Annotated in this window: 23 protein-coding genes and 1 riboswitch; of the genes, 2 read left to right on the top strand and 21 right to left on the bottom strand. The window is 46.8% G+C overall.

Annotated features, from left to right (window positions below; all coding sequences use genetic code 11):
- Positions 1-17: 17 nt before the first annotated feature.
- The 6 genes from ACTNCK_RS07990 to ACTNCK_RS07965 are packed head-to-tail and all read right to left on the bottom strand — an operon-like array spanning position 18 to position 6,775.
- The gene (locus ACTNCK_RS07990) at positions 18-824 is read right to left on the bottom strand and encodes an energy-coupling factor transporter transmembrane component T family protein (protein WP_441081979.1); all 807 of its coding nucleotides are present in this window, start codon (positions 822-824) and stop codon (positions 18-20) included.
- A complete protein-coding gene (locus tag ACTNCK_RS07985; protein WP_441081978.1) occupies positions 809-2,593 on the bottom strand; it encodes an energy-coupling factor transporter ATPase in 1,785 nt (594 codons plus the stop codon). Before ACTNCK_RS07985 ends, ACTNCK_RS07990 begins: the two co-directional genes overlap by 16 nt.
- A 7-nt stretch (positions 2,594-2,600) precedes the next feature.
- Positions 2,601-3,764, bottom strand: coding sequence for an aminotransferase class I/II-fold pyridoxal phosphate-dependent enzyme (locus ACTNCK_RS07980; RefSeq protein WP_441081977.1), 1,164 nt, complete (start codon positions 3,762-3,764; stop codon positions 2,601-2,603).
- Positions 3,761-4,243 carry an Lrp/AsnC family transcriptional regulator gene (locus ACTNCK_RS07975; RefSeq protein WP_441081976.1) on the bottom strand — a complete coding sequence of 161 codons (483 nt, stop codon included), beginning with the start codon at positions 4,241-4,243 and terminating at the stop codon, positions 3,761-3,763. The genes ACTNCK_RS07980 and ACTNCK_RS07975 overlap by 4 nt, the downstream gene beginning before the upstream one ends.
- A gap of 11 nt (positions 4,244-4,254) precedes the next feature.
- On the bottom strand, positions 4,255-5,259 hold the full coding sequence (locus ACTNCK_RS07970) for an AIR synthase family protein (RefSeq protein ID WP_441081975.1): 1,005 nt from the start codon (positions 5,257-5,259) through the stop codon (positions 4,255-4,257).
- Positions 5,168-6,775, bottom strand: coding sequence for a VanW family protein (locus ACTNCK_RS07965; RefSeq protein ID WP_441081974.1), 1,608 nt, complete (start codon positions 6,773-6,775; stop codon positions 5,168-5,170). Before ACTNCK_RS07965 ends, ACTNCK_RS07970 begins: the two co-directional genes overlap by 92 nt.
- Before the next feature lie 53 nt (positions 6,776-6,828).
- On the opposite strand from ACTNCK_RS07965, the gene ACTNCK_RS07960 reads away from it, so the two are divergent.
- Positions 6,829-7,473: a hypothetical protein gene (locus tag ACTNCK_RS07960; protein WP_441081973.1), complete on the top strand. Its 645-nt coding sequence runs from the start codon at positions 6,829-6,831 to the stop codon at positions 7,471-7,473.
- A 1-nt stretch (position 7,474) separates the two neighbouring features.
- Here ACTNCK_RS07960 and nth read toward each other — a convergent pair whose 3' ends face one another.
- The 11 genes from nth to ACTNCK_RS07905 form a co-directional block, all read right to left on the bottom strand.
- Positions 7,475-8,095 (bottom strand): endonuclease III, encoded by a 621-nt coding sequence (gene nth / locus ACTNCK_RS07955; RefSeq protein WP_441081972.1) that lies wholly within the window; start codon positions 8,093-8,095, stop codon positions 7,475-7,477.
- Positions 8,092-8,673, bottom strand: coding sequence for a manganese efflux pump (locus tag ACTNCK_RS07950; protein WP_441081971.1), 582 nt, complete (start codon positions 8,671-8,673; stop codon positions 8,092-8,094). The genes nth and ACTNCK_RS07950 overlap by 4 nt, the downstream gene beginning before the upstream one ends.
- Positions 8,674-8,803: 130 nt before the next feature.
- Complete coding sequence (locus tag ACTNCK_RS07945; RefSeq protein WP_441081970.1) at positions 8,804-9,379, bottom strand: TetR/AcrR family transcriptional regulator C-terminal domain-containing protein; 576 nt, start codon at positions 9,377-9,379, stop codon at positions 8,804-8,806.
- 7 nt (positions 9,380-9,386) lie between these two features.
- On the bottom strand, positions 9,387-10,433 hold the full coding sequence (locus ACTNCK_RS07940) for an HD-GYP domain-containing protein (RefSeq protein WP_441081969.1): 1,047 nt from the start codon (positions 10,431-10,433) through the stop codon (positions 9,387-9,389).
- Entirely contained in the window at positions 10,434-10,685 is a 252-nt protein-coding gene (locus ACTNCK_RS07935) for a hypothetical protein (RefSeq protein ID WP_441081968.1), read from the bottom strand.
- 21 nt (positions 10,686-10,706) lie between these two features.
- Positions 10,707-11,273: an HdeD family acid-resistance protein gene (locus tag ACTNCK_RS07930; RefSeq protein WP_441081967.1), complete on the bottom strand. Its 567-nt coding sequence runs from the start codon at positions 11,271-11,273 to the stop codon at positions 10,707-10,709.
- Positions 11,274-11,287: 14 nt separating this feature from the next.
- Complete coding sequence (locus ACTNCK_RS07925; RefSeq protein ID WP_441081966.1) at positions 11,288-12,280, bottom strand: sugar ABC transporter substrate-binding protein; 993 nt, start codon at positions 12,278-12,280, stop codon at positions 11,288-11,290.
- A 13-nt stretch (positions 12,281-12,293) separates the two neighbouring features.
- Positions 12,294-14,456: a methyl-accepting chemotaxis protein gene (locus ACTNCK_RS07920; RefSeq protein ID WP_441081965.1), complete on the bottom strand. Its 2,163-nt coding sequence runs from the start codon at positions 14,454-14,456 to the stop codon at positions 12,294-12,296.
- A 37-nt stretch (positions 14,457-14,493) separates the two neighbouring features.
- Entirely contained in the window at positions 14,494-15,093 is a 600-nt protein-coding gene (gene thrH / locus ACTNCK_RS07915) for a bifunctional phosphoserine phosphatase/homoserine phosphotransferase ThrH (RefSeq protein ID WP_441081963.1), read from the bottom strand.
- A 144-nt stretch (positions 15,094-15,237) separates the two neighbouring features.
- Complete coding sequence (gene thiC / locus ACTNCK_RS07910; RefSeq protein ID WP_441081962.1) at positions 15,238-16,542, bottom strand: phosphomethylpyrimidine synthase ThiC; 1,305 nt, start codon at positions 16,540-16,542, stop codon at positions 15,238-15,240.
- Between the two features lie 56 nt (positions 16,543-16,598).
- Positions 16,599-16,693: riboswitch (TPP riboswitch) on the bottom strand.
- 27 nt (positions 16,694-16,720) lie between these two features.
- Complete coding sequence (locus ACTNCK_RS07905; RefSeq protein ID WP_441081961.1) at positions 16,721-18,253, bottom strand: sodium/proline symporter; 1,533 nt, start codon at positions 18,251-18,253, stop codon at positions 16,721-16,723.
- A gap of 158 nt (positions 18,254-18,411) precedes the next feature.
- Here ACTNCK_RS07905 and ACTNCK_RS07900 point away from each other — a divergent pair, with 158 nt between their 5' ends.
- Entirely contained in the window at positions 18,412-19,071 is a 660-nt protein-coding gene (locus ACTNCK_RS07900; protein WP_441081960.1) for a cupin domain-containing protein, read from the top strand.
- A gap of 3 nt (positions 19,072-19,074) precedes the next feature.
- On the opposite strand, the gene mscL is transcribed toward ACTNCK_RS07900, so the two are convergent.
- The 4 genes from mscL to asrA all read right to left on the bottom strand — a co-directional run bounded on the left by mscL (position 19,075) and on the right by asrA (position 22,498).
- Entirely contained in the window at positions 19,075-19,566 is a 492-nt protein-coding gene (gene mscL, locus ACTNCK_RS07895) for a large conductance mechanosensitive channel protein MscL (RefSeq protein WP_441081959.1), read from the bottom strand.
- 122 nt (positions 19,567-19,688) lie between these two features.
- Positions 19,689-20,675: a sulfite reductase subunit C gene (gene asrC, locus ACTNCK_RS07890; protein WP_441081958.1), complete on the bottom strand. Its 987-nt coding sequence runs from the start codon at positions 20,673-20,675 to the stop codon at positions 19,689-19,691.
- Between the two features lie 12 nt (positions 20,676-20,687).
- Positions 20,688-21,482 (bottom strand): anaerobic sulfite reductase subunit AsrB, encoded by a 795-nt coding sequence (gene asrB, locus ACTNCK_RS07885; RefSeq protein ID WP_441081957.1) that lies wholly within the window; start codon positions 21,480-21,482, stop codon positions 20,688-20,690.
- Positions 21,479-22,498 carry an anaerobic sulfite reductase subunit AsrA gene (asrA, locus tag ACTNCK_RS07880; RefSeq protein WP_441081956.1) on the bottom strand — a complete coding sequence of 340 codons (1,020 nt, stop codon included), beginning with the start codon at positions 22,496-22,498 and terminating at the stop codon, positions 21,479-21,481. Before asrA ends, asrB begins: the two co-directional genes overlap by 4 nt.
- Positions 22,499-22,671 lie beyond the last annotated feature (173 nt).

Raw genomic sequence — 22,671 nt, 5'->3', positions numbered from 1 at the left:
CGGCGTCATGATCATTTTCATCTTCTGCCCATTACCCTCCAGCAGATAACAAGCGCCGCTGTTACAAGCATCAGGATGTAAGCGATCGCATCACGTCTCATATAGTGCAGGGGCTTCATGCTTGTCCTGCCCTCTCCTCCGTGATAGCATCTGGCCTCCATTGCAAGAGCCAGGTCATTGGCTCTCCTGAAGGCAGATACGAAAAGCGGTACCAGAAGAGGCACCATTGCCTTTGCCTTCTTTACTATTCCCTTGCCGTCAAATTCAGCTCCTCTGGCTGTCTGAGCCTTCATTATCTTATCAGTCTCATCACTTAAGATAGGGATAAATCTGAGAGCTATAGACATCATCATTGCTATCTCATGGACCGGTACATGTATATAGTTCAGAAATCTAAGTCCGGTCTCAAGTCCATCGGTCAGCTGATTCGGCGTCGTGGTAAGTGTCATGACAGATGTCCCTATTATAAGGTAGACCATCCTGACAAGCATCAGTATGGCTGCCCTCACTCCCTGTACAGTGATCACGACCTTGCCCCACTTCACCAGAGCATCTCCGGGAGTAAGGAAAAGATTGAACAGACCGCAGATCAAAAGCAGGACTATTATTGACCTGAGTCCCCTTACCATGAAGGAAAAGGGTACCCTGCTCATAATGATAACAGCTGCAAGAGCTATTGTAATTATCGCGAATCCTATAGGATCACTGGCCACGAATATCGATATTATAAAAACTAATGTTGCAACGAGCTTTACTCTTGGATCGAGACGATGGATCACTGAATCCGCAGAGTAATACTGCCCGAGAGTTATATCCTTGAGCATCTGAGTATCTCTTCCTTTGCTTCCGAAACTGTAGTCCCATGACAGTCCACAGGATATCCTGCAGCCCTTAAGTCATGGAGAAGATAGGTAACTGACGGCACTGCCAGTCCCATGGACTCAAGCTGTCTGACATTTGAAAAGACCTCACGTGGAGTTCCGTCAGAAGCTATCCTGCCCTTATCCACGACTATGATCCGGTCTACATAGTCTGCAACGTCCTCCATACTGTGTGAGACAAGTATAACAGTCTCTCCCGACTTATCATGCATCTCCTTTATGAGTCCTAAGATCTCATCACGGCCTGCAGGGTCCAGTCCTGCCGTCGGCTCATCAAGAATGATAACAGATGGTCTCATTGCAAGTACACCTGCTATTGCTGCCCTTCTCTTCTGTCCGCCAGAAAGCTCAAAAGGAGAGGCCTCATATGAATCCTCAGGGAAATGCACTCTCTGAAGGGCTTCATAGGCCATAAGCTCGCATTCCCTGTCACTAAGTCCCTGATTCCTCGGTCCAAACTTCACGTCCTCTATCACCGTTGCCTCAAACAGCTGATGCTCCGGATACTGGAATACCATTCCGACCTGTGATCTAAGCCCCCTTTTATCGAAGCCATCATCTCCTATATCCTGACCATTGAAATATATATGTCCTTCACTCGGAGCTATAAGACCATTCAGGGTCTGGATAAGAGTTGACTTCCCTGAACCGGTATGTCCTATTATTCCCAGGAAATCACCCCTGTTGATCTGTAAGGAAACGTCTTCTAATGCCCTGGTACTGCTGCCTCCATCCTGATAGGTTACGCTGACATGGTCTAATAGAAGGACTGCGTCTGAAATCGGCTTTTTTTCTTTTTTATCAAAGGTCTGCTCCGGCTTATCCTCTATCTCCTTAGAAAGAAGTCCGCCCTCTGTAAGCACTGACATCAGCTCTTCCCTGGTAAGGACTCCGTCCGGGACCTTAAGGCCTGCTGCCTTCAGCTGACAGGCAAGCTCAGTGACCTGAGGCAGGCAGAGATGGTAGGAGCGAAGTGAGTCGGCCTGTGAGAAAATTTCCCTCGGGCTCCCCTGCATCACTATCTTTCCATGATCCATCACGAATACCTTATCAGAAAAGACAACCTCCTCCATGTAATGCGTGATCAGTATTATAGTGACTCCCTTTTTCTTGTTTAGCTCCCTTGCTGTCGCTATGACCTCTGCCCTTCCGTCAGGATCTAGCATTGCCGTCGGCTCATCCAGTATTATACATTTAGGCTCCATAGCCATCACACCGGCTATAGCCACCCTCTGCTTCTGTCCGCCTGAAAGCCGGTTTGGAGACTTCTTCCTGTACTCCCACATGCCGACTCCCTTCAAGGCTCTCTCAACCCTTGCCCAGATCTGGTCAGTCGGGATACCTATATTCTCCGGGCCGAAGCCTACATCCTCCTCGACTACAGATGCTATGATCTGATTGTCAGGATTCTGGAATACCATGCCGGCTTCCTCACGGACCGGAAGTTCATTCTCTGGGGCAGAGGTATCCTTTCCATCGACATAAATGCTGCCCTCAGTAGGCAGAAGAAGAGCATTGATATGTTTGGCAAGAGTCGATTTCCCGCTTCCGTTATGTCCGAGAATGGATATAAACTGGCCTGGCTCGACATCGAGACTTACGTCATCGACCGCATTTTCGATCGCTGTGACGTTTCCCTCCTCATCACGTCTGTAATATTCATGGACCAGATTCCTGGCCGAAATAATAGGTTTTATAGATTTACCTTTCATATAAGCCTTACTTCTTAAGCCCTTTTACAAACTTCTCAATACGGTCAAGAGCCACCTTGAGATTCTGCATTGAATAGGCATAGGAGATCCGGATGAATCCCTCTCCGCATTCTCCGAATGCTGTTCCGGGAACGACTGCTACCTTCATTGTCTTCAGAAGGCTTGTCGCAAAATCGTCAGAACTCATCCCCGTGCTCCTTATAGATGGAAATACATAGAAGGCACCGTATGGCTCAAAACATGAAAGTCCCATATCCCTTAATCTCTGTAATACATAGATCCTTCTCTCGTTGTACTGCATCTTCATATCCTCGACCTCTCTGTCGCAGTGACGGACAGCCTCGATACCGGCGTACTGCGATGTGGTCGGCGCGCACATTATAGCAAACTGATGGATCTTAAGCATCTGGGAGAGGATATCCTTCGGAGCACATGCATAGCCGAGCCTCCAGCCTGTCATCGCGAAGGCCTTTGAGAATCCGTTGATATATACTGTCCTTTCCTTCATTCCTGGTATGGAAGCGATCGATACATGATCCATCTGATATGTAAGCTCAGAATATATCTCATCTGTCATCACATATATATCATGCTTCCTTATCACATCAGCAATCGCCAGAAGATCCTCCTTTTCCATAACGGCTCCTGTCGGATTGTTAGGATAAGGGAGTATAAGCACCTTGGTCTTCTCTGTGATCGCATCCTCCAGCTCCTGAGCTGTCAGACGGAACTCATCCGACTCCCTCAGGTTGATGATCTTAGGGACTCCTCCTGCCAGAATGGTACATGGCACATATGATACATATGAAGGCTCCGGTATTATCACCTCATCACCGGGATCAAGCATGGCACGAAGCCCTATGTCTATAGCCTCACTGCCTCCTACAGTCATCATCATCTCACCCTTCGGGTCATAATGCAGGTCGTACTTCCTGTCAAGATACTCTGCTATAGCCACCTTGAGCTCCATGAGTCCGGCATTTGACGTATAGAAGGTCCTTCCCTGTTCAAGAGAATAGATCGCCTCATCCCTTACCCTCCAGGGGGTATCGAAATCAGGCTCGCCGACGCCTAAGGATATTGCGTCGTCCATTGTGCTTACTATATCAAAAAACTTTCTGATACCTGATGGCTTTATCTCCTGTATCTGTCTGCTGACCGGACTTTTCATGACAGCTCCACCCTTTCATCCTTCTTCTGCTCATCTACCATTATAGTGCCATGATCCTTATATTTTTTCAGGATAAAGTTGGTCTTTGTAGAGAGCACTGAATCAAGGGTAGACAGCTTCTGTGAAACGAAATCAGCGACCTCGCGCAGTGTCTTTCCCTCTATCGTCACCATGAAATCAAATCCACCTGAGATCAGATAAACAGAGCTTACCTCAGGATAGTTGTAGATCCTTCTTGCCACCCTGTCAAAGCCCATCCCCCTCTGAGGGGTTACCCTTACCTCTATAAGTGCTGTAACCTTTTCTATACCGGCCTTGTCCCAGTCAACAAGAGTAGGATAACCGCAGATAACATGCTTATCCTCAAGCTCCTTTATATTTGCCTTTACTGCTTCCTCGTCCTCACCTACCAGGACCGAAAGCTCCTTTGTATCTATCTTGCTGTTCTTTTCTATTATATTTAAGATCTTCTCCTGCATCCTTTTCTCCTTTATCCGAGCACCTTGTGGAATTCATCGACTGCCGGCGGCTCCAGAAATCTCGTTGAGCCGTCATAATGCACCACCCGCTCATTAGTGGAATTGGTCCGTCCTATCACCGCTGCGCTGATTCCGGCTTCATCAAGAGCTTCAACTATCCTTGCTCCATTACTTGCTGCTATCAGCATACTTCCGCTGCTTACAAGCCCATATGGATCTATTCCGAAATAGTCGCAGATCTCCACCGTTTCCTGCCTTATAGGTATCCTTTCGATGTCCACGGAGATACCGACGCCTGATGCCTCGCTCATCTCAAACAGGGCCCCGAAGATGCCGCCCTCCGTGACATCGTGCATCGCGGCCGCGCCGGCTCCGGCGGCTACAAGGCCGTCCTTAACCACTGATATCATATTGCCAAAGGAAATGGCCTTGTTTACGAATTCCTCAGGAAAGCGTGAAAGAAGCTCACTTCTCTTCTCCTTTGCTATTATAGCTGTTCCCTCAAGACCAACATATTTTGTTACGACAAGATCCATATCAGGTTCGGCTCCGGAGGTCTCAATCATGCTCTGCCTCTTCACTCTTCCGACGCCTGTAACTGAGACCACCGGCCTTGTCACTGCGTCAGTCACCTCAGTATGACCGCCTATTACGGCCATATCAAGTCTTTCGCATGAATCATTTATGTCAAGCATTATCTGGTGAAGGGTATCCTCACTTTCTCCTGGCGGAAGCAGGACCGTAAGCAGTACGCCTAGCGGCGTCGCACCTGCGCTTGCCAGATCATTTGCAGTAATATCACAGGCCAGATGACCTATATCTATCGCCGTTCCTGTGATCGGATCCGTCGACATGACAAGGACCTCGTCTGGAGGGCAGATCACAGCTCCGCAGTCCTCACCTATCCTGCTTCCAAGAATGACCTCAGCTCTTTTTACCCTGAGAGGTCTTATCACCGATCTTTTTAGTATTCTTTCCGGAATCTTTCCCGGAGTCAGCCTTACTGTTCTTTTCATCTTTATCTGAATCCGAATTCTTTATTGTCTTATTGTCCTGCTCAGACTTATCTGTATTGTCATCCTTTTCTTCAGGAGCAGCGTTCTTCCATTTGGCTGCCGCCGCACGTACCTTATCAAGATCTCCGCTTGCAATGGCCTCCTTTATGGCAGCCACGGCCTCCGGCGAATCCGACTTTGTCCCAACCGAATATGTGGCATCTGTAGCCTTATAAACCGAGCTGTTGAATCTTGTCCTGCTTACCTCCTGTCCGTTCTTCTTTACTATCTTCCAAAGCTCAGCCTTAAGTCCGTCATGAGGAATATCTCCGGTGCTTGTGATATAGCCTACCGGCTGTGACGAGTCAGCCGTGAACCTGGTCTTGTACTTTACGGTATCAGTCGTTTTGCTCTCGAAGTCCACGGTTCTCCCCGCTTCTCTTGTCTCCTTGCCGTAAATACTGAATGTGATATTGTTGCCATCTGCGCTTCCTTCGATGTAGACAGGATACTTAAGACTGTTTTCAAACTGGAAATCCTTTATATCTCCGGCTATGGCAGCATCTTCTGACGGCTTGACATAATGCACCATCATTGAATGGTTGTATCTCTTTATCACAGTAAGCTCAGACCTGATCACTGCATTATAAAGAGTAGTCGAGACCTGACAGATACCTCCGCCATATGTCATGACCGTCGTACCGTTCTCATATGATGGAGCCTTTTCGTATCCGTTCTCTGCTGACATAGGATTAAGCGCCTTTGCCACTGAGAATTTATCCCCGGGATAGAGTACCGTTCCGTTTATCTTTGATTCACCATTCGCTACATTCTGTTTTCTTGCAGCTGTAGAAGCAGAGTAATTCGTCGTGAAGGTACCGAGCAGATCCTTTACAGAAGAAAGCTCCTTTGCGCTTCCTCTCGGCTCCTTCTCTACTGTCACAAGCGCAAGCTTACCGGAAGAATCCTCCTCGCCTTTTGCAGCATAATCAGCTATTACCTTGACCGAGGCATCGATATCAAGCTCGTAGCCCTTCTTGCCTGCTACGTATGTGAACTTGCCATTCCTGTGTGAAAGAGTACCATCAACCGGCTCATTGGTAAGCCGGTCTTCATTATCCTTTAAAAACTTCCTGGCCCTTGTGGTATCAACTGTTGTTCCCAGAGCAAAGACCTTTTTCCTGCCGTTTTTAATATCCTTATTCTGGCAATATCTCTCGAGAAGATTGCCCTTCTTGCCGTAATTCAAAGCCTGATAGATGCTGTCCCCCGGATCCGGTGACAGCCCCAGATCAGAGGACTTTGCATTAATCGACTTCTTGCCGCTTGATAATGTTATGCTCTTATCCTCTGCCTCCTGTGCATACTGATCAAGAGCCACAGACGCCTCCTTCTCATCCATTCCGGAGACATTTACCGAGCCTATATAAACATTGTCTGCAATGCGCATGGCAGCGGAAGCATCCTCTGTCCTTAAAAATATCCCTCCGATAATGATTCCCGCTGTTAACCCCCCGGCCAACAACCATTTTTTCATCTATTTATTCCTTCCGGCAAAAGTGCTACAATTATGAAAAAGAAAGGCATTATATGATACTACTTATCAGAATATCACATCTACCTGTCCTTACGCTTACGATCCTGGCATTCATCCTTTTCGTTGCTTTTAGGATCAGACATCTTGAATCTGAGGAAAAGCAGACCGATGAAGAATTCTGGGAGAACGAAAGGCACGCTGACCTTACTCCTGCCAGAGATCTGAACACTATCCAATATATTACCATTCCATTGGAAAAATTTCCACTATCTTTTTTTGACGACAATCCGGATGAAGAGGCTGACATGATTATAGATGAGCTTAGACAACTCTCCTCCAGTCGGCTCCTTAACCTTAACGGTATGTCAAACACTGATCTGAAGCTTCAATACGGTCGTAAAAACCTAGGTGAGATGCAGCAGATCGGAGAAAGGTTCAACCGTGTCGAGGTCCTTCTCTGCGATCTGGCCAAATGCTTTATGGAAAAAAAGGAATATCAGAAGGCTTCCTGTATCTTAGAATATGCGATAGGACTTGGGTCCGACGTATCCGCTGACTATACCCTGCTGGGTGAATGCTACAGGGTTCTTTCTATGCCTGATAAGTTTGAGGCGCTTTATGAAAAGGTAGAGTCCATGGACCTTATGACAAAGGGTACAGTATTAAGAGAGCTTGACCGGATTCGAAACGAAAAGTGATCTATATACCACCACATATGTCGCTTAAAAAGCACTCATTACACTTAGGTGATCTGGCCGTACAGATACTTCTGCCAAGAGCAATGAACTGGATATTTATGGCTATCCAGTGGTCTTTTGGAATCTCCCTCATCAGATCCCTCTCGACCCTGGCAGGATCCTTTTCCTCTGTTAGTCCCAGTCTCCTTGAGATACGTCCGACATGGGTATCTACAACTATTGAAGGATCATGATATATGTTCCCTCGGATCACATTTGCTGTCTTGCGTCCGACTCCCGGCAGGGAAGTAAGCTCCTCTATGGTACGCGGTACCTGGCCGTCATAATCCTCCAGCAGTCTCCTCGCGCAGGCCTTCAGATTCCTTGCCTTTGTATGATAAAAGCCTGTCGCTCTTATATCCTGCTCCAGCTCTTCTATCTGTGCATCCGCAAATGCCTTTACGGTCGGATACTTCTTATAGAGCCTTTCTGCTACCTCGTTTACCTTCCTGTCGGTACACTGGGCTGACATTATTGTAGAAAAAAGCAGCTGCCACGGAGTCTCATAATGCAGATAGCAGGGAATATCTCTGCCGTAAACTCCGTCCAGCCGCTTTAGTATTTCTTCTGTTCTTTTCTTCATGATATTACAGACCTTATAATAGACCAGACCCCGGCGATAATCAGAAGGGCTGCTCCTGACAGATATACCCTGGGTCTTGATGCAAAGCCATATCTGTATCCGGTGTAGACGCCGGCTGAAACAACAACAATTGTAGATACGACTATCGTTATCAGCATAAGCCATATATTCGACTCGGTAAGACCGCAGGCAAGTCCTGCAAAGAGAGTATAAACCGCTCCGACAAGCACTATAAGAGAATAGGTCTTAAGGCTCATCTCTTCTCTTTTCTCTTCTATTTCCTCATGCCTTATGGCCTTATGTATAAGCCTGACTGCAAGTGCAAAAAATATGATCGCGGCAAGAGTATTCCCGAGCGGTCTGGCATTGGCTGCCGCCATCTGATCATGGCTTATAAGGCCGTATGAAATAAAGAATCCCCCAAAGAAAAATACGCACTGTATGAGAGTGATGATAAGACTTGCAAGTATAAGCGCCTTCGGCTTGATCCTCGCGAGCATGGCTCCGCGGATCTCCATTGCCGCATATATATCAAAGCTGATCCCGACTATGATCAGCAGATTACCTAACCAGTTCATGAATCCTCCAGTAGTAGCTTTTTTTATACTATATCCAAAAGTATCGCTTTATTAAATATTCATTCTATTTCGCGTGTAGATAAGAGCGATACACTTTTTACGATTTGTAATAGAAGTGATATCTGACCGTCTACTGGTACAGATTTGAAATGATTTCCGTCAGAGAATGGCTGGCAATATAGATAAAAATATCAACCAGCTCATTCATCGGCACTCTCATATCGTCCTTTACCCATTCGATCACTGCATAGCATAAGGCCGCGCTGAAATAATCCGCCACCCTCTCAGCAGTAAGCCACTTCTTGTATGGCAGAAGCTCCTCTATTTTTTTCCGGTTCAGACGCTTAAGGGACATTTCAGATATGGCCTTTCTCAGTGTCTCCGAGAAGGAATTCTGTCCCTCAAGATTTACAGCTCTTGTATAGAATTCCTTATCCTTCTCCATAGTAGTGAGAGGAAGGATAAGTGCCTCCTTAAGCATTCCGTTATCAAGGAGCGGCTCTATCGGATCAATAAGCTCCCTTCTTATGATCCACTCCAGAAGCTCATACTTGTCCTGAAAGTGATTATAGAAGGTTGGTCTTATCACCCCGGCCTCATCCGTGATCTGTCTGATTGTGATCTTTTCGATCTGATGTGTCCTCGCCAGCTTTTTGAAGCTCTCGGCCAGAAGCAGATCTATCTCGTTTGCACCCTGGGTATTCATTCATTCCTCATAAAAACAGCTTTACTATTGTAAGGTTCCATGACTTCCTGTCTGAAGCAAGATCTATCTCTTCTCCGCTGTCATATATCTTGACCTTAGGTCTCTGTATGGCTCCCTTATGATTCTCAATCACAAGAGCTCTCCTGCCGTCAGACAGCTCCACCTCACATCCGACAGGATAGAGACAGAGCTCCCTGCTCATTACAGCCACGACGTCAGGGTCAAATTCCATTCCATCCCGTCCCATTATGTACTCAAGGACATCACTTGGCAGATACGGGTCATGGTAGCTTCTCTTCCCCGTCATAGCATCATATACGTCCGCCACCTTAAGGATCCTTGCAGGTAAGGTGATCTGATCACCCTTGATCCCTCTCGGGTATCCCTCACCATTAAACCATTCATGATGCTCATATACGGCCAGAAGCACATCCTGATCAAAGCTGTAATTGTCCCTCAGGAACTCATACCCCATTCCGGGATGAGCCTTTATGACTTCTCTCTCCTCGGCCGTAAGCCTTCTAGGAGCATTGATAATATCTATATCGATAAAGACCTTGCCTACATCATGGAGAAAGCCGGCAGTAATAAGGTCATTAAGCTCCGCCTCACTAAGACCAAGCTTCGCTCCCAGAACACCTGCCAGAACAGCCACATTCACCGAATGGAAATAGGTATATCCGTCATATGCACGCACATTTACAAGATTGCAGATGACATCCCTGTCCTCTATGACCTGACGCGTGATCTGGGATACGATCGAAGCTATCCTTTCCTCATCAACGGTCTCTCCCTGCTCTGCACGGATAAATACGTCATGAACTATCTGAAGTGCAGACTTTTTGACCTCTGAAGAGATCACATCACGGATTTCAGCATCTCTGGAGAATTCATCCTCTATATAAACGCCCGGTACTCCGGTACGACTTATTATCCCGATTGTCTGGTCGTCAAGCTCTGTATGTCTCGCCAGAAGCATCAGTCCGGCAGGATCATACATCTCCTGCCCTAAAATCATGCCGCGGGTGAGTTCTTCAACTGGTAGATACCTCATTTACTTCTCGTTTCTAGTCTCATCCTCCTGAAATTCCACAGTGACAAAATACCCTTTGGGAGTCTTTCTGATATCCTTTACCAGACCCTCTCGTGACTTAAGTCTCTCAAGTGTCGTATAGTTAGCCGACATAGCGTAAGACCTTCCCAGAGTATAATAATAGGAATTCGGAAGCTTTGACTCTGTTACGGGAAGACGGTCCCCCACCTTTAACAGACCTGTCCTCTCCATTTTGAATTCCATGGTTCTCAATTTATCATTTCCTTTGAAATATCAGATGTCCTTTTCATCAACTATATGAGAATCGACAACTGACTTATCCGCTCTGCCCGCCCTTATAGACGAATAAATGGATGTGACTCCATCGTAGATAAGCATTATCCCTATGATCACAAAGCTAAGCGTCGGAAAGAACTTCGGAGCCATAAAGCAGATCACACCGAATACGAAGCTAATAAGAGCCATAGTAAGGGATATGCTCCATGGACCCCCGGCTTCCTTTATTACCATGCTTGAGGTTATCCCCTGAATGGAATCTGCTACAAGAAGCACGCCAAAGGCTATGAAGATAAGAGATATTGTCTGATCCGGATGCGTGAAGATAAAGATTCCTATAGTAGCTATGACTGCGCCAAGGATAATAGCCGGAACTCTCAGATTATTATCCTTAAGCTTTGAAACTATCATCACGATCCCTACTATGAGTATTATAAGGCCGACTGCGCTTACTATAAAGCCCGCCGCCTTATCCGGCCTGGCGACACATAAAACTCCAAGTATGATCGCAAGCACCGCAATGATAATCTGTGAAAACCTGCTTTCCTTTGTTCCTGATCTCATAGGTTGCCTCCTTACTATCTGATCTTATCTACATTATCAGCAGTAACCTTCTGATAAGGGATCCAGATATATTTTCCATCCTCTGATGCTCCGCTAAGGCCATTTATAGTGCCTCCAGATTTGATCCTTCCGATCGCATCAATGCAGGCTCTGGCAGTCTTTGTAGTCTGCTGCATATCGGTAAAGGACATTCCGCCTGATTTGATCGATGCAAGCGCATCCTTTGAACCATCTATGCCACATACTGGTATCTGGTCTGTAGACAGGCCGTTCTCCTGCATATACCTTATGACTCCAAGCGCCATTGCATCATCATTGCAGATAGCCGCATCGAAGCTCTGTCCTGTCGTCCTGAAGCGCTGCATCAGGCTGTAGGCTGTATCCGTACTGTCGTCAGCGAAATCAGAGAAGACGATATTCACCTGACAGCCATGATCGGTAAGATAATTCCTGACTGCGTCTGTTCTCCTCCCGGTCGAATCAGCATCCTTCTTGCCCTTCATCATGAGGAGGTTCAGCTTATCTGGCTTTCCAAGCTTATCGTAGACGTAAGAGGCCTGATCCTGACCTGCCTTCTGATCATCACTTCCCACATAGACATATGAGCCTTGGGTAAGAGCATCCTCATCAGGAAGGCTGTTTACGAAAACTATCGGTAGTCCGTTGGCAGCTATCTCAAGCTGCTTTGCAGCATCCGGATCATCCGCCCAGCAGATCACCCCGCCAAACTTATGCTGCTTTGCATTACGCAGCTGTTTGATCTGGGTGTCTAAGACTCCTGCAGTCTGCTGTACTGTAATATCATATCCGGCTGCCTTGCCTTCCTTCCTTATGGCCTTCTCGAAATCTCCTCTGGTACCGTTCCTCGAATCCGAGATGGTGACCAGAATCTTTTTGCTGCTTGTCACATCAGTCGTTGAGTCATTATCTGCTGATCCACAGCAGGTCAGTCCCGCAGTCAGACATAAAGCAGTAAGGAGAGAAAAGAATTTCTTATATCTTATCATAATCTTTGCCTCCTTAAATCCTGAATTTCGATACGTAGCCTGCAAGAGCATTTGAGGTGTCAGAAAGCTCTCTTGAGTTCTCAGCCACATCCTGACTTGATCTAGTGATCGAGCGCGCATGCTCCACGATCTCCCTGGATGTAGTCTGGATCTCTGCCGTACTTGCAGCCTGCTCCTCTGAGATGGCTGCTACGCTTGACGCCACATCCTCGACCTTTCTGATATTTTCAACGACTCTTGTCAGTCTTCTGCTTGACTGACCTATATTCTTATAGATCTCGTCAAAGCTCTCAACTGTCTTATCGATAAGGCCGGCATTCTTCTCGATTGCCTGGTAAGACTGGTCTGCCCTTTCCACTACCTCTTTTATCTGTTCGGATACTGTGTTTATAAGCTTGCTTATGCTGGCAGCGCTCTCTCCTGAATTATTGGCCAGCTTTCCTATCTGAGAAGCTACGACAGCGAAGCCTCTTCCGCTTTCTCCTGCTCTTGCTGCTTCAATAGAAGCATTCAGAGACAGAAGGTTGGTCTCGTCCGCTATCTCCTGTATCAGGCCTACTATCCTGGTGATCTGCTTAGAAGCATCTCCGACCTGGTTTACCGACTCGACAAGAGACTGGTTTGATTCCCTTATCTCGTCCATTGCCGTTCCGAGATTTCTTATATCCTCCCGACCCTGCCTTGCGATACGGACGGTATTGTCCATCGCTTCATTTGTCTTGTCTGAATCCTCCTTGGTATCGGAAACCACCTGGGCCAGTGTGGTCGCGGATTCAGCAATATTGTTGACTGCAAGCGCCAGCGAATCAACTGTCTGATTCAGGTTCTCCATCTCCTTTGTCTGTGAGGTGGACTCACGCAACATATCCTTTGAGACTTTGTCACTGTTTTCTGACTGGCTTTTAAGCTTATCAGATTCAGAGCTTATCGATGAGAGCATTCCTCTCATCCTGTCGATAAACCTTCCGATGCTTCCCGACATGGCTCCGATCTCGTCATGCGAGGTCTTATCCACCTTGATGGTAAAGTCACCCTCGGTCATATTGGTGATGCTTCTGGTGATACCGGAAATAGGGGCAAAGATGCCGTTTACCACCGTAAGCAGTATTACAACAAGTATGGCAAGAGCGACCACTCCAAGTATGGCAAGAGTTCTCCCGAGTGAAGCGACCTCCTTCATGATAAGACTCATAGGAGCATATGATACCAGAACCCAGTCCGTATCACTTATACTTCTCATCTCAACAAGCTTGTCATCTATCGTGCCAGCCTCTAGATCATGCTTTTTTATCTTTTCCGCCACGCCCTTTATCAGCGGATCATTCGACTTGTTGATATTGGTCCCGGCAAGTGAATACTTCGGTGAAGAAAGAATAGTACCTACTCTTGAATCAACCAGGAAGGAATTGGCTCCCTTCATTCTGGTCCCTGAGTTTACAATGGTGCTTATCCTGTCAAGCGATACATCTGCCGATATGACACGCAGCTTTCCAGACCCATCATTTAAGAGTGCAGAGGCCGATACCACATACTTACCAGCCATATCCATATATGCAGAACCATAGTCCATATTGACTCTGGTAAGGCCCTGTCTGTACCAGGTGGTATTGGCAACATCTGCAAAGGCAAGACTAGACTTGGTCGCCTTGAAATACTTCCCGTCTGATCCCGCCACATAAAGTCCGTTAGGACAGCTTTTATTCTGCCCGTAATATACATTGAGCAGGTCCTTCAGCTGGTCAGGTGTCTTAGGCTGGGCTGCCTCTATAGCGGTCTTTGCAGTTGAGAAGAACTCCAGATTCTGCTTGAGCCAGGCCTCTATGCTGTCTGCCTGATTCGCGATCGACGAATCAAGCTGAGCCTCCGACATGGCCTTCATTCTCTTTTTTGACATCTGAGCTGATACTATTACAAGCAGGGCTACTATAGCTACAGTAACCGGTATGATAAGCAGTATCAGCTTGGTCCTTATGGATATTACCCTTTCGGCCTTTTTCTCTGCTTTTCTGCCACTGGTCTTCTTATTAAAAAGATGACCGGACTTCTTAGCAGCTGTCCTTTTCTTCGGAGAAAGCCCCTTAAGACTCTTCCTTCTGTCCACGGTCTTTGCTGTTTTTGTCTTCTTCCTTAATCCTATAAGCTTTTTCCCCCTATTCTCCCTGTTCGTATCTGCCATAAAACCCTCCAAGTACTTCCAGGAATACCCCCCCCGTTTACAGGCTGTCTTTTATCGCGCCAAACAGGTCGTCAAAGGTCTCGAACGCCGGAATCTGCGGATACTCTGCCTTTATCGCATCGGTACTGCGGAAGAGAAAGCCAGCCTTGCTCGCCTGTATCATCCCCAGATCATTAAAGCTGTCCCCGCTTGCTATCGTATCAAAGCCTATAGACTGAAGAGCCTTCACAGTAGTGAGCTTGGAATTCTCGACTCTCATATGATAGTCTGTGATCTCGCCGTTCTCTGATACCTCAAGAGTATTGCAGAATATAGTAGGCCAGTTAAGCTTCTTCATAAGCGGTGTCGCGAACTGCTCGAAGGTATCGGAAAGAATGATCACCTGAGTGAGCGCTCTCAGCTCATCCAAAAACTCCCTTGCTCCCTCCAGCGGCTCGATCTCTGCTATAACATCCTGAACCTCCTTAAGTCCCAGACCATGCTTCTTCAGAAGATCGATCCTGTACTTCATAAGCTTGTCATAATCCGGCTCATCCCTGGTGGTCCTGCGAAATTCCGGTATCCCGGTCTTCTCCGCAAAGGCTATCCATATCTCCGGCACCAAAACACCTTCCATGTCAAGGCATACTATATTCATTGCGACCTCCTAAATCGTTTTCAGACAAAAATCTAGTATTTATTATAACCGTTATCCCCGTCAATGGCAAACCTTATTTATATAATTTTCCATAAAAATGCACCATCTGTACCCCGGTACAAATGGTGCATCCTATATACCTTCTTACAGAATATCTATAGTCTCTCCGGCCAGTGCCTTGTTCATAGACCTTACAGCACAGAACTTTCCGCACATTGAGCAGGTATCTGAATGATCATCCTCAGGCAGGCGGCTGTCGCGGATTTGCTTTGCTGTCTTTGGATCCATAGCACATTCAAACTGCTTGTCCCAGTCCAGGACCCTTCTGGCATCTGCCATCCTGTCATCTATATCTCTTGCATGAGGGAGATGCTTTGCTATATCAGCTGCGTGAGCTGCTATACGTGACGCGATGATGCCTTCCCTTACATCATCGACATTCGGAAGAGCAAGATGCTCTGCCGGTGTCACGTAGCAGAGGAAGGAGGCTCCGTTCATAGCTGCTATAGCCCCTCCTATAGCTGCTGTGATATGGTCATAGCCAGGAGCAATATCCGTCACCAGAGGTCCCAGCACATAGAATGGCGCTCCCTTGCAGATGGTCTGCTGCACCTTCATATTTGCAGCTATCTGATCCATAGGTACATGTCCCGGTCCCTCTACCATTACCTGGACATTTTTCTCCCATGCTCTCTGCGTCAGCTCGCCCAGCCTTATAAGCTCATCTATCTGGCTTATATCTGTCGCGTCAGCGAGGCATCCCGGTCTGCATGCATCACCAAGAGAGATAGTCACATCATGCTCTGCACAGATATCACAGATCTCATCGAAGTGTGAGTAGAACGGATTCTCCTCACCTGTCATCGACATCCAGGCATAGATCAGTGATCCTCCACGGCTTACGATGTTCATCTTTCTCTTACCGTTTTTGATCTGCTCTAAGGTCTTCTTATTGATTCCGCAATGAAGTGTGACAAAATCCACGCCATCCTCTGCATGAAGTCTCACAACATCGATGAAATCCTCTGCCGTCAGTGTATTCAGGTCTCTCTGATAATGGATGACTGCATCATATACAGGCACGGTGCCGATCATGACAGGACATTCTGCTGTAAGCTTCTTGCGGAATGGCTGGGTATTGCCGTGGCTGGAGAGATCCATTATAGCATTTCCTCCGAGCCTTACAGCCTCCTTCACCTTTTCCATCTCTATATCATAATCCTTCACATCCCTTGATATACCTAGATTTACATTTATCTTTGTAGTAAGGGATGACCCGATCCCGTCCGGGTCAAGACATTTATGAGCCTTGTTTGCCGGGATCACGACCACTCCCTTTGCCACAAGCTCCATCAGAGCATCCGGATTCATATGCTCCTTCTCGGCGACTCTTATAAGCTGAGGAGTCTTTATTCCCTGTCTTGCTGCGTCCATCTGGGTTGTGTACATTTGATCTTTCCTCCAATATAAAAACGGATATCCTCTGATCAGGATATCCGCATAAAAGCACCTTTATATGACGCTCCCTACGCCGGCATTATCCGGATCAGGTCCTCGGGTATATTTCTCAGCTGCTCATGCAGCGCCCCGGGTCATATTATCAGCATATATTATTCAGCCTCAGATTTCAAGACATAGAGTCAACTTTTTCAAAGACCTCTGTAATTTTTTTATCAGGAGCCTTTGTGCAGAGGCTTACTATGATATCAAACAGCAGCGCCACGGCAAATGACGGCAGAAGCTCATATATATCAAATGCTCCTCCGAGAGGACGTATCGCAAACTTCCAGACAAAGATCATTATGCCTCCGGAAACAAGTCCTGCCAGAGCACCATTCTTATTTGATCTTTTCCAGAAAAGTGCCAGGATCATGACCGGTCCGAATGTAGCCCCGAAGCCAGCCCATGCGAAGCTTACGATCTGGAATACAGAGCTGTTCGGATTCCAGGCCAGCGCCACTCCTATTATTCCGATCCCGACAAGAGCGGCTCTTGCTATTGCCATAAGCTTCTTCTCAGAAATCCTTGCATGGAAGCACTTGACCAGTATATCCGATGAGATCGACGAAGAGGCACAAAGCAGCTGCGAATCTGCCGTAGACATAGTAGAGGCCAGTATTCCCGAAAGAACTATTCCCGCTATCATCGCAAATCCTAAACCATGACGTGCAAGCAGATCAGAGATCTTTATTATGACAGTCTCTGAATCGGATCCGACAAGCTTAGGTATCTCTCCCTCTGCAGACATTCCCAGTCCTACTATACCTATGCAGACTGAAACGGCCATGGATATAAGCACCCATATCGTTGCAACTCTTCTAGAAAGCGAAAGCTTCCTTTCATCCTCTATTGCCATGAAACGCAGCAGTATATGAGGCATTCCGAAATATCCAAGTCCCCAGGCTAGTGTCGATATGATCCTGATGAAGCCATAGGGCTCCGCTGCTTTGCTTACTGCATTATGTGTCCTTGTCATTGAGAAATAGCCGGCCAGTCCCTTCGCATTATCAAGGACTGCAACCGGACCTCCTGCCTTTTCAAAGCCGAAGATCAGGATAATGATAAGAGCTGCCGACATGATGATACTCTGTACAAAGTCAGTCGTAGATGCGGCAAGGAATCCTCCAAGCATTGTATATCCGATGATAACGCAGGCGCTTACTATCATGGCTATATGGTAGTCAGTGTTGAAAAGGCTTGCAAACAGCTTGCCGCAGCCTGCGAAGCCGCTTGCTGTATATGGAACGAAAAAGATTACGATTATTATGGCCGAGATAAGTGTCAGGATATTCTTATCGTCAGCATATCTGTCTGAAAAAAAGGCCGGCACTGTGATAGAGCCTGTCGCCTCAGTATATCTCCTGATGCGCTTTGCTGTAATAAGCCAGTTGAGATATGTACCGGTAGCCAGTCCTATAATAGTCCATCCGGCATCTGCTATTCCCGACAGATAGGCAAGGCCCGGTATGCCCATCAGCAGATAGCTCGACATATCGCTTGCCTCTGCGCTCATAGCTGTTACGAATGGTCCCAGCTTCCTTCCTCCCAGATAAAAATCTCCTACTGTCCTGTTCTTTTTCGAAAAAGCGGCACCCATTCCTATCATAGCCACCAGATAGACTACCATGGTGACAAACATGCCGATCTGCGCTGTACTCATGCAAACTCCTTTACTTCTTTAATCGGTTAAACTAGCCTATGTAGTTTACATGATTTTAATAACTCTGTCAAATGGCCCTTCTTCTGCTCTTGTTGCTTTTACAACATATTTTCTTTTCTCCTTGTATTAGAATCCAGATATGGAAAGGAGGTAAGACAATGAGTGATTTCAAAGAAAAGACAGGTGAGGTCTTCTCGATCGCAGCAGATAACGAGCCTGTAAGGGGCTGCACAATCTCGAAATCTGTCTACAATGGTCTGTTCGATATCAGCTATTTCTCACTGGGAGAAAACACTGATATCAGCGCCGAGATATATTCCTATCACAAGCTGATAATAGTAGCCTCCGGCAGTATGGAGGTCTATGGAAAAGGCGGAGCAAAAGAGCTTACCGCCGGCGAATGCATACTTACTGCCACTGAGCAGCCGGTTGGAATGAGAAGCTCAGGCGGCGCGGTATATACAGAAGTTTCTATCAGGAGGAAAGAGATAATGAATGATATGATAAAGGCTGGCGAGGTGTTTAAGCTCGCTGATCTGGTTCCCTATGCATCAGGACGGATCGTAAATATGGATATAGTAAACAATGACAAAATGAAGTTTGTCGTAATGTCCTTTGACGAGGGCTGCTCCCTGCCTGAGCATGCAGCCCCTGGCGAGGCCCTGATCTTTGCACTCGATGGCAGTGGCCTGATCGGCTACGAGGGTAAGGAGCACCCTATAAAGGCTGGAGAAAACTTCCACTTCGCAAAGCAGGGCAGGCACTTCGTAAAGGCTACAAAGCGCTTCAAGATGGCACTGCTCCTGACTCTTGAATAAGAGCTATTCTATCTCGGATGTACAGTAAGGACATCTTACTGCAGCGATCGGTATACGGCTTCTGCAATACGGGCATTCCTTTGTGTCCGGGGCAGAAGCCTCTTTTTCCCTCTCGACTGTGGTCCGGATCCTGTTTACGATCTTTACCATTACGAAGATCACAAGAGCCATCAGAATGAAGTTGATCACATAGGTAAGAAAGGTTCCGTAGTTTACGGTTGCTGCTCCTGCCTTCTTTGCCTGTGCAAGCGTTTTGTAATGACTTCCGTCAAGGCTTATAAACCAGTTCGTGAAATCCACTCCGCCTGTGACCTTTGATATCACAGGCATCAGTATATCATTCACAAGTGAATTGATGATATTCTGGAATGCTGCCCCGATAATCACGCCGACAGCCATATCCATCACATTTCCCTTCGTTATGAACTCCCGAAACTCTGCAAAAAAGCCTCTGCCCTTTTTTATCATATCCTTAGGATCCGGTTTATTATGCATTTGGCTACCTCCTTATCTATTCAGCCACATTTTACCACAAGAGAAAGTGAAATTGACAGCTTCTTTTTCTAAAAAAACAGGCCCGCTTGTCAGCAGACCTGCAGTATCTGTTCGGATGATATTTATCCGCCGTACCTGTCATAGTGTCTTCCGCCCCAGTAAACCCTCTCGTTTACCTCTGCCTTTGGCCCCAGCTCAACTCCCTCGAAGATCCATTTCCTGAATTCGTCAAAGCCTGTACGGTCCACTATGTAGCCTATATGCTCCTTGTGCTCTACTGCATCTTGATCTATGTATTCCTCTATATAGGCATAGGTATTCTTTACTATCTTTATGATGCTTTCCTCATCTGCCCATTTGATGAAGTCCTCGGCCAGACGCGGATTCTTCTTGCCTGTGCGTCCCAGGAGAACAAGTCTGAAATAGTGTTCTCTGCTCCTGGTCCAGGCTCTTGTAGGACAGTAGGTCACACATACTCCGCAGCCTATGCATTTGGCTGTATCCCTTACTACCTTGCCATTTACCAGAGAAAGAGCTCCGACGGAACGTCTCCTGCAATAGTTCACGCAGGCTCCGCAAGCAACACAGCGATCCTTATCATACTGAGGCTCTGTCATACCCATCACCCCGAAATCGGCAAGCCTTACCTTTGCACAGTCATTGGAGCAGCCCGTAAAAGCCACCTTTACATGACGGTCGTTAGGATAGATCTCCTTCTCCATCCTTTTGGCGAAGGCTGTAGTGTCATAGCAGCCGAATGGACAAAGCCTGGCTCCCGGACAGGCTATCACATTTCTGGTCCCGGATGCAGGATAACCGGCTTTCTTCTCGGTCTGGTTTATATGAAGAGCATCAATTATCTCCTGGACACAGGCATTTACCTTATCCACATCCTCAAGTCTTATTCCAGGTATCTCTATGCCCTGGCGGTTTGTTATATCGATCTCTCCTGTCCCGTACTTCTCAGCTATCTCCACTACTCTGGCCATAGACTTAGCATCGATCACTCCTCCGGGGATCCTTATTCTAGAGGCTGTCTCTCCGCGGACCTTGGAATAGCGAAAAGCGTTTTTCTTAAGCTTTGGTACATTTACATCAAGATTTCCCATCAAATGCCTCCCTTAATCCGCAAAATTCTTTGCCTTTTCGTAGTTAAACACCGGCCCGTCAAGGCAGATATAGGTATCGTTAACCCTGCAGTGGCCACACTTGCCCAGGCCGCAGCACATCTTTCTCTCATGAGAGACAGTTATATTGCAATCCCTAAATCCCTTTTTCTGAAGCTCTATTATGGTAAACTTCATCATAGGAGGTGGTCCGACTACGACTGCCTTAGCCTTCGACGGATCCCTAAGAGACAGGTCAGCTATATATTTCGTCACAAGCCCTGTGTTTCCTGCATATCCCTCCGGCGCCGAATCAACCGTCAGTATCAGATTAAGCTTATTGTCCCAGTCTTTAAGATCATCCCGAAAGAGCATATCCGACGGCGACTTAAAGCCGCAGATCACATACTTATCCGCTGCATCAGGCATCTGGCTTATGGCATGGATCACCCCTCTCACCGGAGAAACTCCTGTACCACCTGCTACTACAACGACCTCACTGTCCCTGTAGAGGTCCACATCGAATCCATTGCCGTATGGTCCTCTCAGGAAAAGAGAACTGCCCTTGTATTTCTCAAAGACCTCATTTGTAACCCTGCCGACCCTTCTTATAGTAAGGTCCACAAAGCCGTCACCTATCCCGCTCACAGAGATAGGAGCCTCTCCATACTTAGGCATCGAGACCTCGAAGAACTGCCCCGGGCGCACATCACCACGAAAGGCCATTCTGAAGGTATATTCCTTGACTGTATGCTTTATCACATCAAGTATCTCAGATGTGAATGGAAGATAAGGATTAGTACTCGTCATGACTCCACCTCCCTGCTTTCCCTGCTTACCTTTTTGATGATATTGGTAAAGGATATGTACTCCGGGCAGACATCATCGCATCTGCCGCAGCCAACGCACATCTGATATCCAAATCTCTTCTTGAAATCTGATATCTTGTGCAGAACCTTGAAACGCATCCTCTCTCCGTTTTTCTTGCGGTAGGATCCGCCTCCGGCCACATCGGTATAACCGTCTACCATGCATGATGCCGCTACCCTGCGTCTTTCTCCTGCCCTGCCATTGTCTGAATAATAGACATCCTGCATTGTAAAGCAGGTACAGGTAGGACAGACGAAATTGCATCTGCCGCAGTTGATGCAGCGGGTAGTGTATTCATCCCAGAGATCGCTCTTTATCACACTTGCCGGTATCTGGTCAGGAATATCGACCTTTACCTTGTTCTCCGTAACATAGGCTGGCGAGACGCTTGCCTTTTCCAGTCCAGAGACCTGAGCAAAAAAGCCATCAAAGCTGTCATCGGCTACATCCGATCGGATCTGTCCATCGGAGTACTCTACTGAGAAAACATAATCTCCATCCCATCTGTTTGAATCCATGGAAACGCAGAAGCAGTTCTCATAGGACTGTGGACATCCGATCAGGACATACCTTATCAGATCCCGTCTCCTCTGATAGAAAGGATCCCTTGCGTCACCGTTTGCCAGATAGATCTGGTCCGTCCTCCTTATGGCGTTTAGATCACAGCTTCTGGCGAAAAAGAGAACTGGTCTCTTATCCAGATCTGCTTCCTTGACTTCCTGCTCGGTAAAATAAAACAGGGTCTCGGACAGAGGCAGCAAAAACTCCTTGGCCGAATAGTCAGACTTAGCCTCCAGTTCTATCTGAGTCCCCTCTGTGATCTCATCATAGATCACAGCATCCACATCTGTAAATCTCCCGGCACCTTTCCTTCTTACCGGCGCAAATATCCGATAGGATTTCAGGAGATTTCTGATCACCTGATCAAAATCTTCTTTTGTTAAAATATAACCCATCTACATACCTTTTCCTTTTAATACTCTGCAAAATTCACAAGTCTTCAGTTAATTATACTTTAGATTCTGTAAAAAGTCTACAAAAATAATCAGGAAACCTGCAATATTTTTGTTAATAATAACAGGTAGGTCAGCGCATGTCTGTTGTTATTACAACCGAAATCATTTATTTT

Source organism: Candidatus Weimeria sp. HCP3S3_B5 (assembly GCF_052064335.1).
Lineage (GTDB): Bacteria > Bacillota > Clostridia > Lachnospirales > Lachnospiraceae > Weimeria.
This window is presented reverse-complemented; position numbering and strand designations above follow the sequence as displayed.

Excerpts from the sequence above, each read along its gene's own strand:
- ACTNCK_RS07990 (WP_441081979.1), bottom strand. The coding sequence starts at position 824 with ATGCTCAAGGATATAACTCTCGGGCAGTATTACTCTGCGGATTCAGTG.
- ACTNCK_RS07985 (WP_441081978.1), bottom strand. The coding sequence starts at position 2,593 with ATGAAAGGTAAATCTATAAAACCTATTATTTCGGCCAGGAATCTGGTC.
- ACTNCK_RS07980 (WP_441081977.1), bottom strand. The coding sequence starts at position 3,764 with ATGAAAAGTCCGGTCAGCAGACAGATACAGGAGATAAAGCCATCAGGT.
- ACTNCK_RS07975 (WP_441081976.1), bottom strand. The coding sequence starts at position 4,243 with ATGCAGGAGAAGATCTTAAATATAATAGAAAAGAACAGCAAGATAGAT.
- ACTNCK_RS07970 (WP_441081975.1), bottom strand. The coding sequence starts at position 5,259 with ATGAAAAGAACAGTAAGGCTGACTCCGGGAAAGATTCCGGAAAGAATA.
- ACTNCK_RS07965 (WP_441081974.1), bottom strand. The coding sequence starts at position 6,775 with ATGAAAAAATGGTTGTTGGCCGGGGGGTTAACAGCGGGAATCATTATC.
- ACTNCK_RS07960 (WP_441081973.1), top strand. The coding sequence starts at position 6,829 with ATGATACTACTTATCAGAATATCACATCTACCTGTCCTTACGCTTACG.
- nth (WP_441081972.1), bottom strand. The coding sequence starts at position 8,095 with ATGAAGAAAAGAACAGAAGAAATACTAAAGCGGCTGGACGGAGTTTAC.
- ACTNCK_RS07950 (WP_441081971.1), bottom strand. The coding sequence starts at position 8,673 with ATGAACTGGTTAGGTAATCTGCTGATCATAGTCGGGATCAGCTTTGAT.
- ACTNCK_RS07945 (WP_441081970.1), bottom strand. The coding sequence starts at position 9,379 with ATGAATACCCAGGGTGCAAACGAGATAGATCTGCTTCTGGCCGAGAGC.
- ACTNCK_RS07940 (WP_441081969.1), bottom strand. The coding sequence starts at position 10,433 with ATGAGGTATCTACCAGTTGAAGAACTCACCCGCGGCATGATTTTAGGG.
- ACTNCK_RS07930 (WP_441081967.1), bottom strand. The coding sequence starts at position 11,273 with ATGAGATCAGGAACAAAGGAAAGCAGGTTTTCACAGATTATCATTGCG.
- ACTNCK_RS07925 (WP_441081966.1), bottom strand. The coding sequence starts at position 12,280 with ATGATAAGATATAAGAAATTCTTTTCTCTCCTTACTGCTTTATGTCTG.
- ACTNCK_RS07920 (WP_441081965.1), bottom strand. The coding sequence starts at position 14,456 with ATGGCAGATACGAACAGGGAGAATAGGGGGAAAAAGCTTATAGGATTA.
- thrH (WP_441081963.1), bottom strand. The coding sequence starts at position 15,093 with ATGAATATAGTATGCCTTGACATGGAAGGTGTTTTGGTGCCGGAGATA.
- thiC (WP_441081962.1), bottom strand. The coding sequence starts at position 16,542 with ATGTACACAACCCAGATGGACGCAGCAAGACAGGGAATAAAGACTCCT.
- ACTNCK_RS07905 (WP_441081961.1), bottom strand. The coding sequence starts at position 18,253 with ATGAGTACAGCGCAGATCGGCATGTTTGTCACCATGGTAGTCTATCTG.
- ACTNCK_RS07900 (WP_441081960.1), top strand. The coding sequence starts at position 18,412 with ATGAGTGATTTCAAAGAAAAGACAGGTGAGGTCTTCTCGATCGCAGCA.
- mscL (WP_441081959.1), bottom strand. The coding sequence starts at position 19,566 with ATGCATAATAAACCGGATCCTAAGGATATGATAAAAAAGGGCAGAGGC.
- asrC (WP_441081958.1), bottom strand. The coding sequence starts at position 20,675 with ATGGGAAATCTTGATGTAAATGTACCAAAGCTTAAGAAAAACGCTTTT.
- asrB (WP_441081957.1), bottom strand. The coding sequence starts at position 21,482 with ATGACGAGTACTAATCCTTATCTTCCATTCACATCTGAGATACTTGAT.
- asrA (WP_441081956.1), bottom strand. The coding sequence starts at position 22,498 with ATGGGTTATATTTTAACAAAAGAAGATTTTGATCAGGTGATCAGAAAT.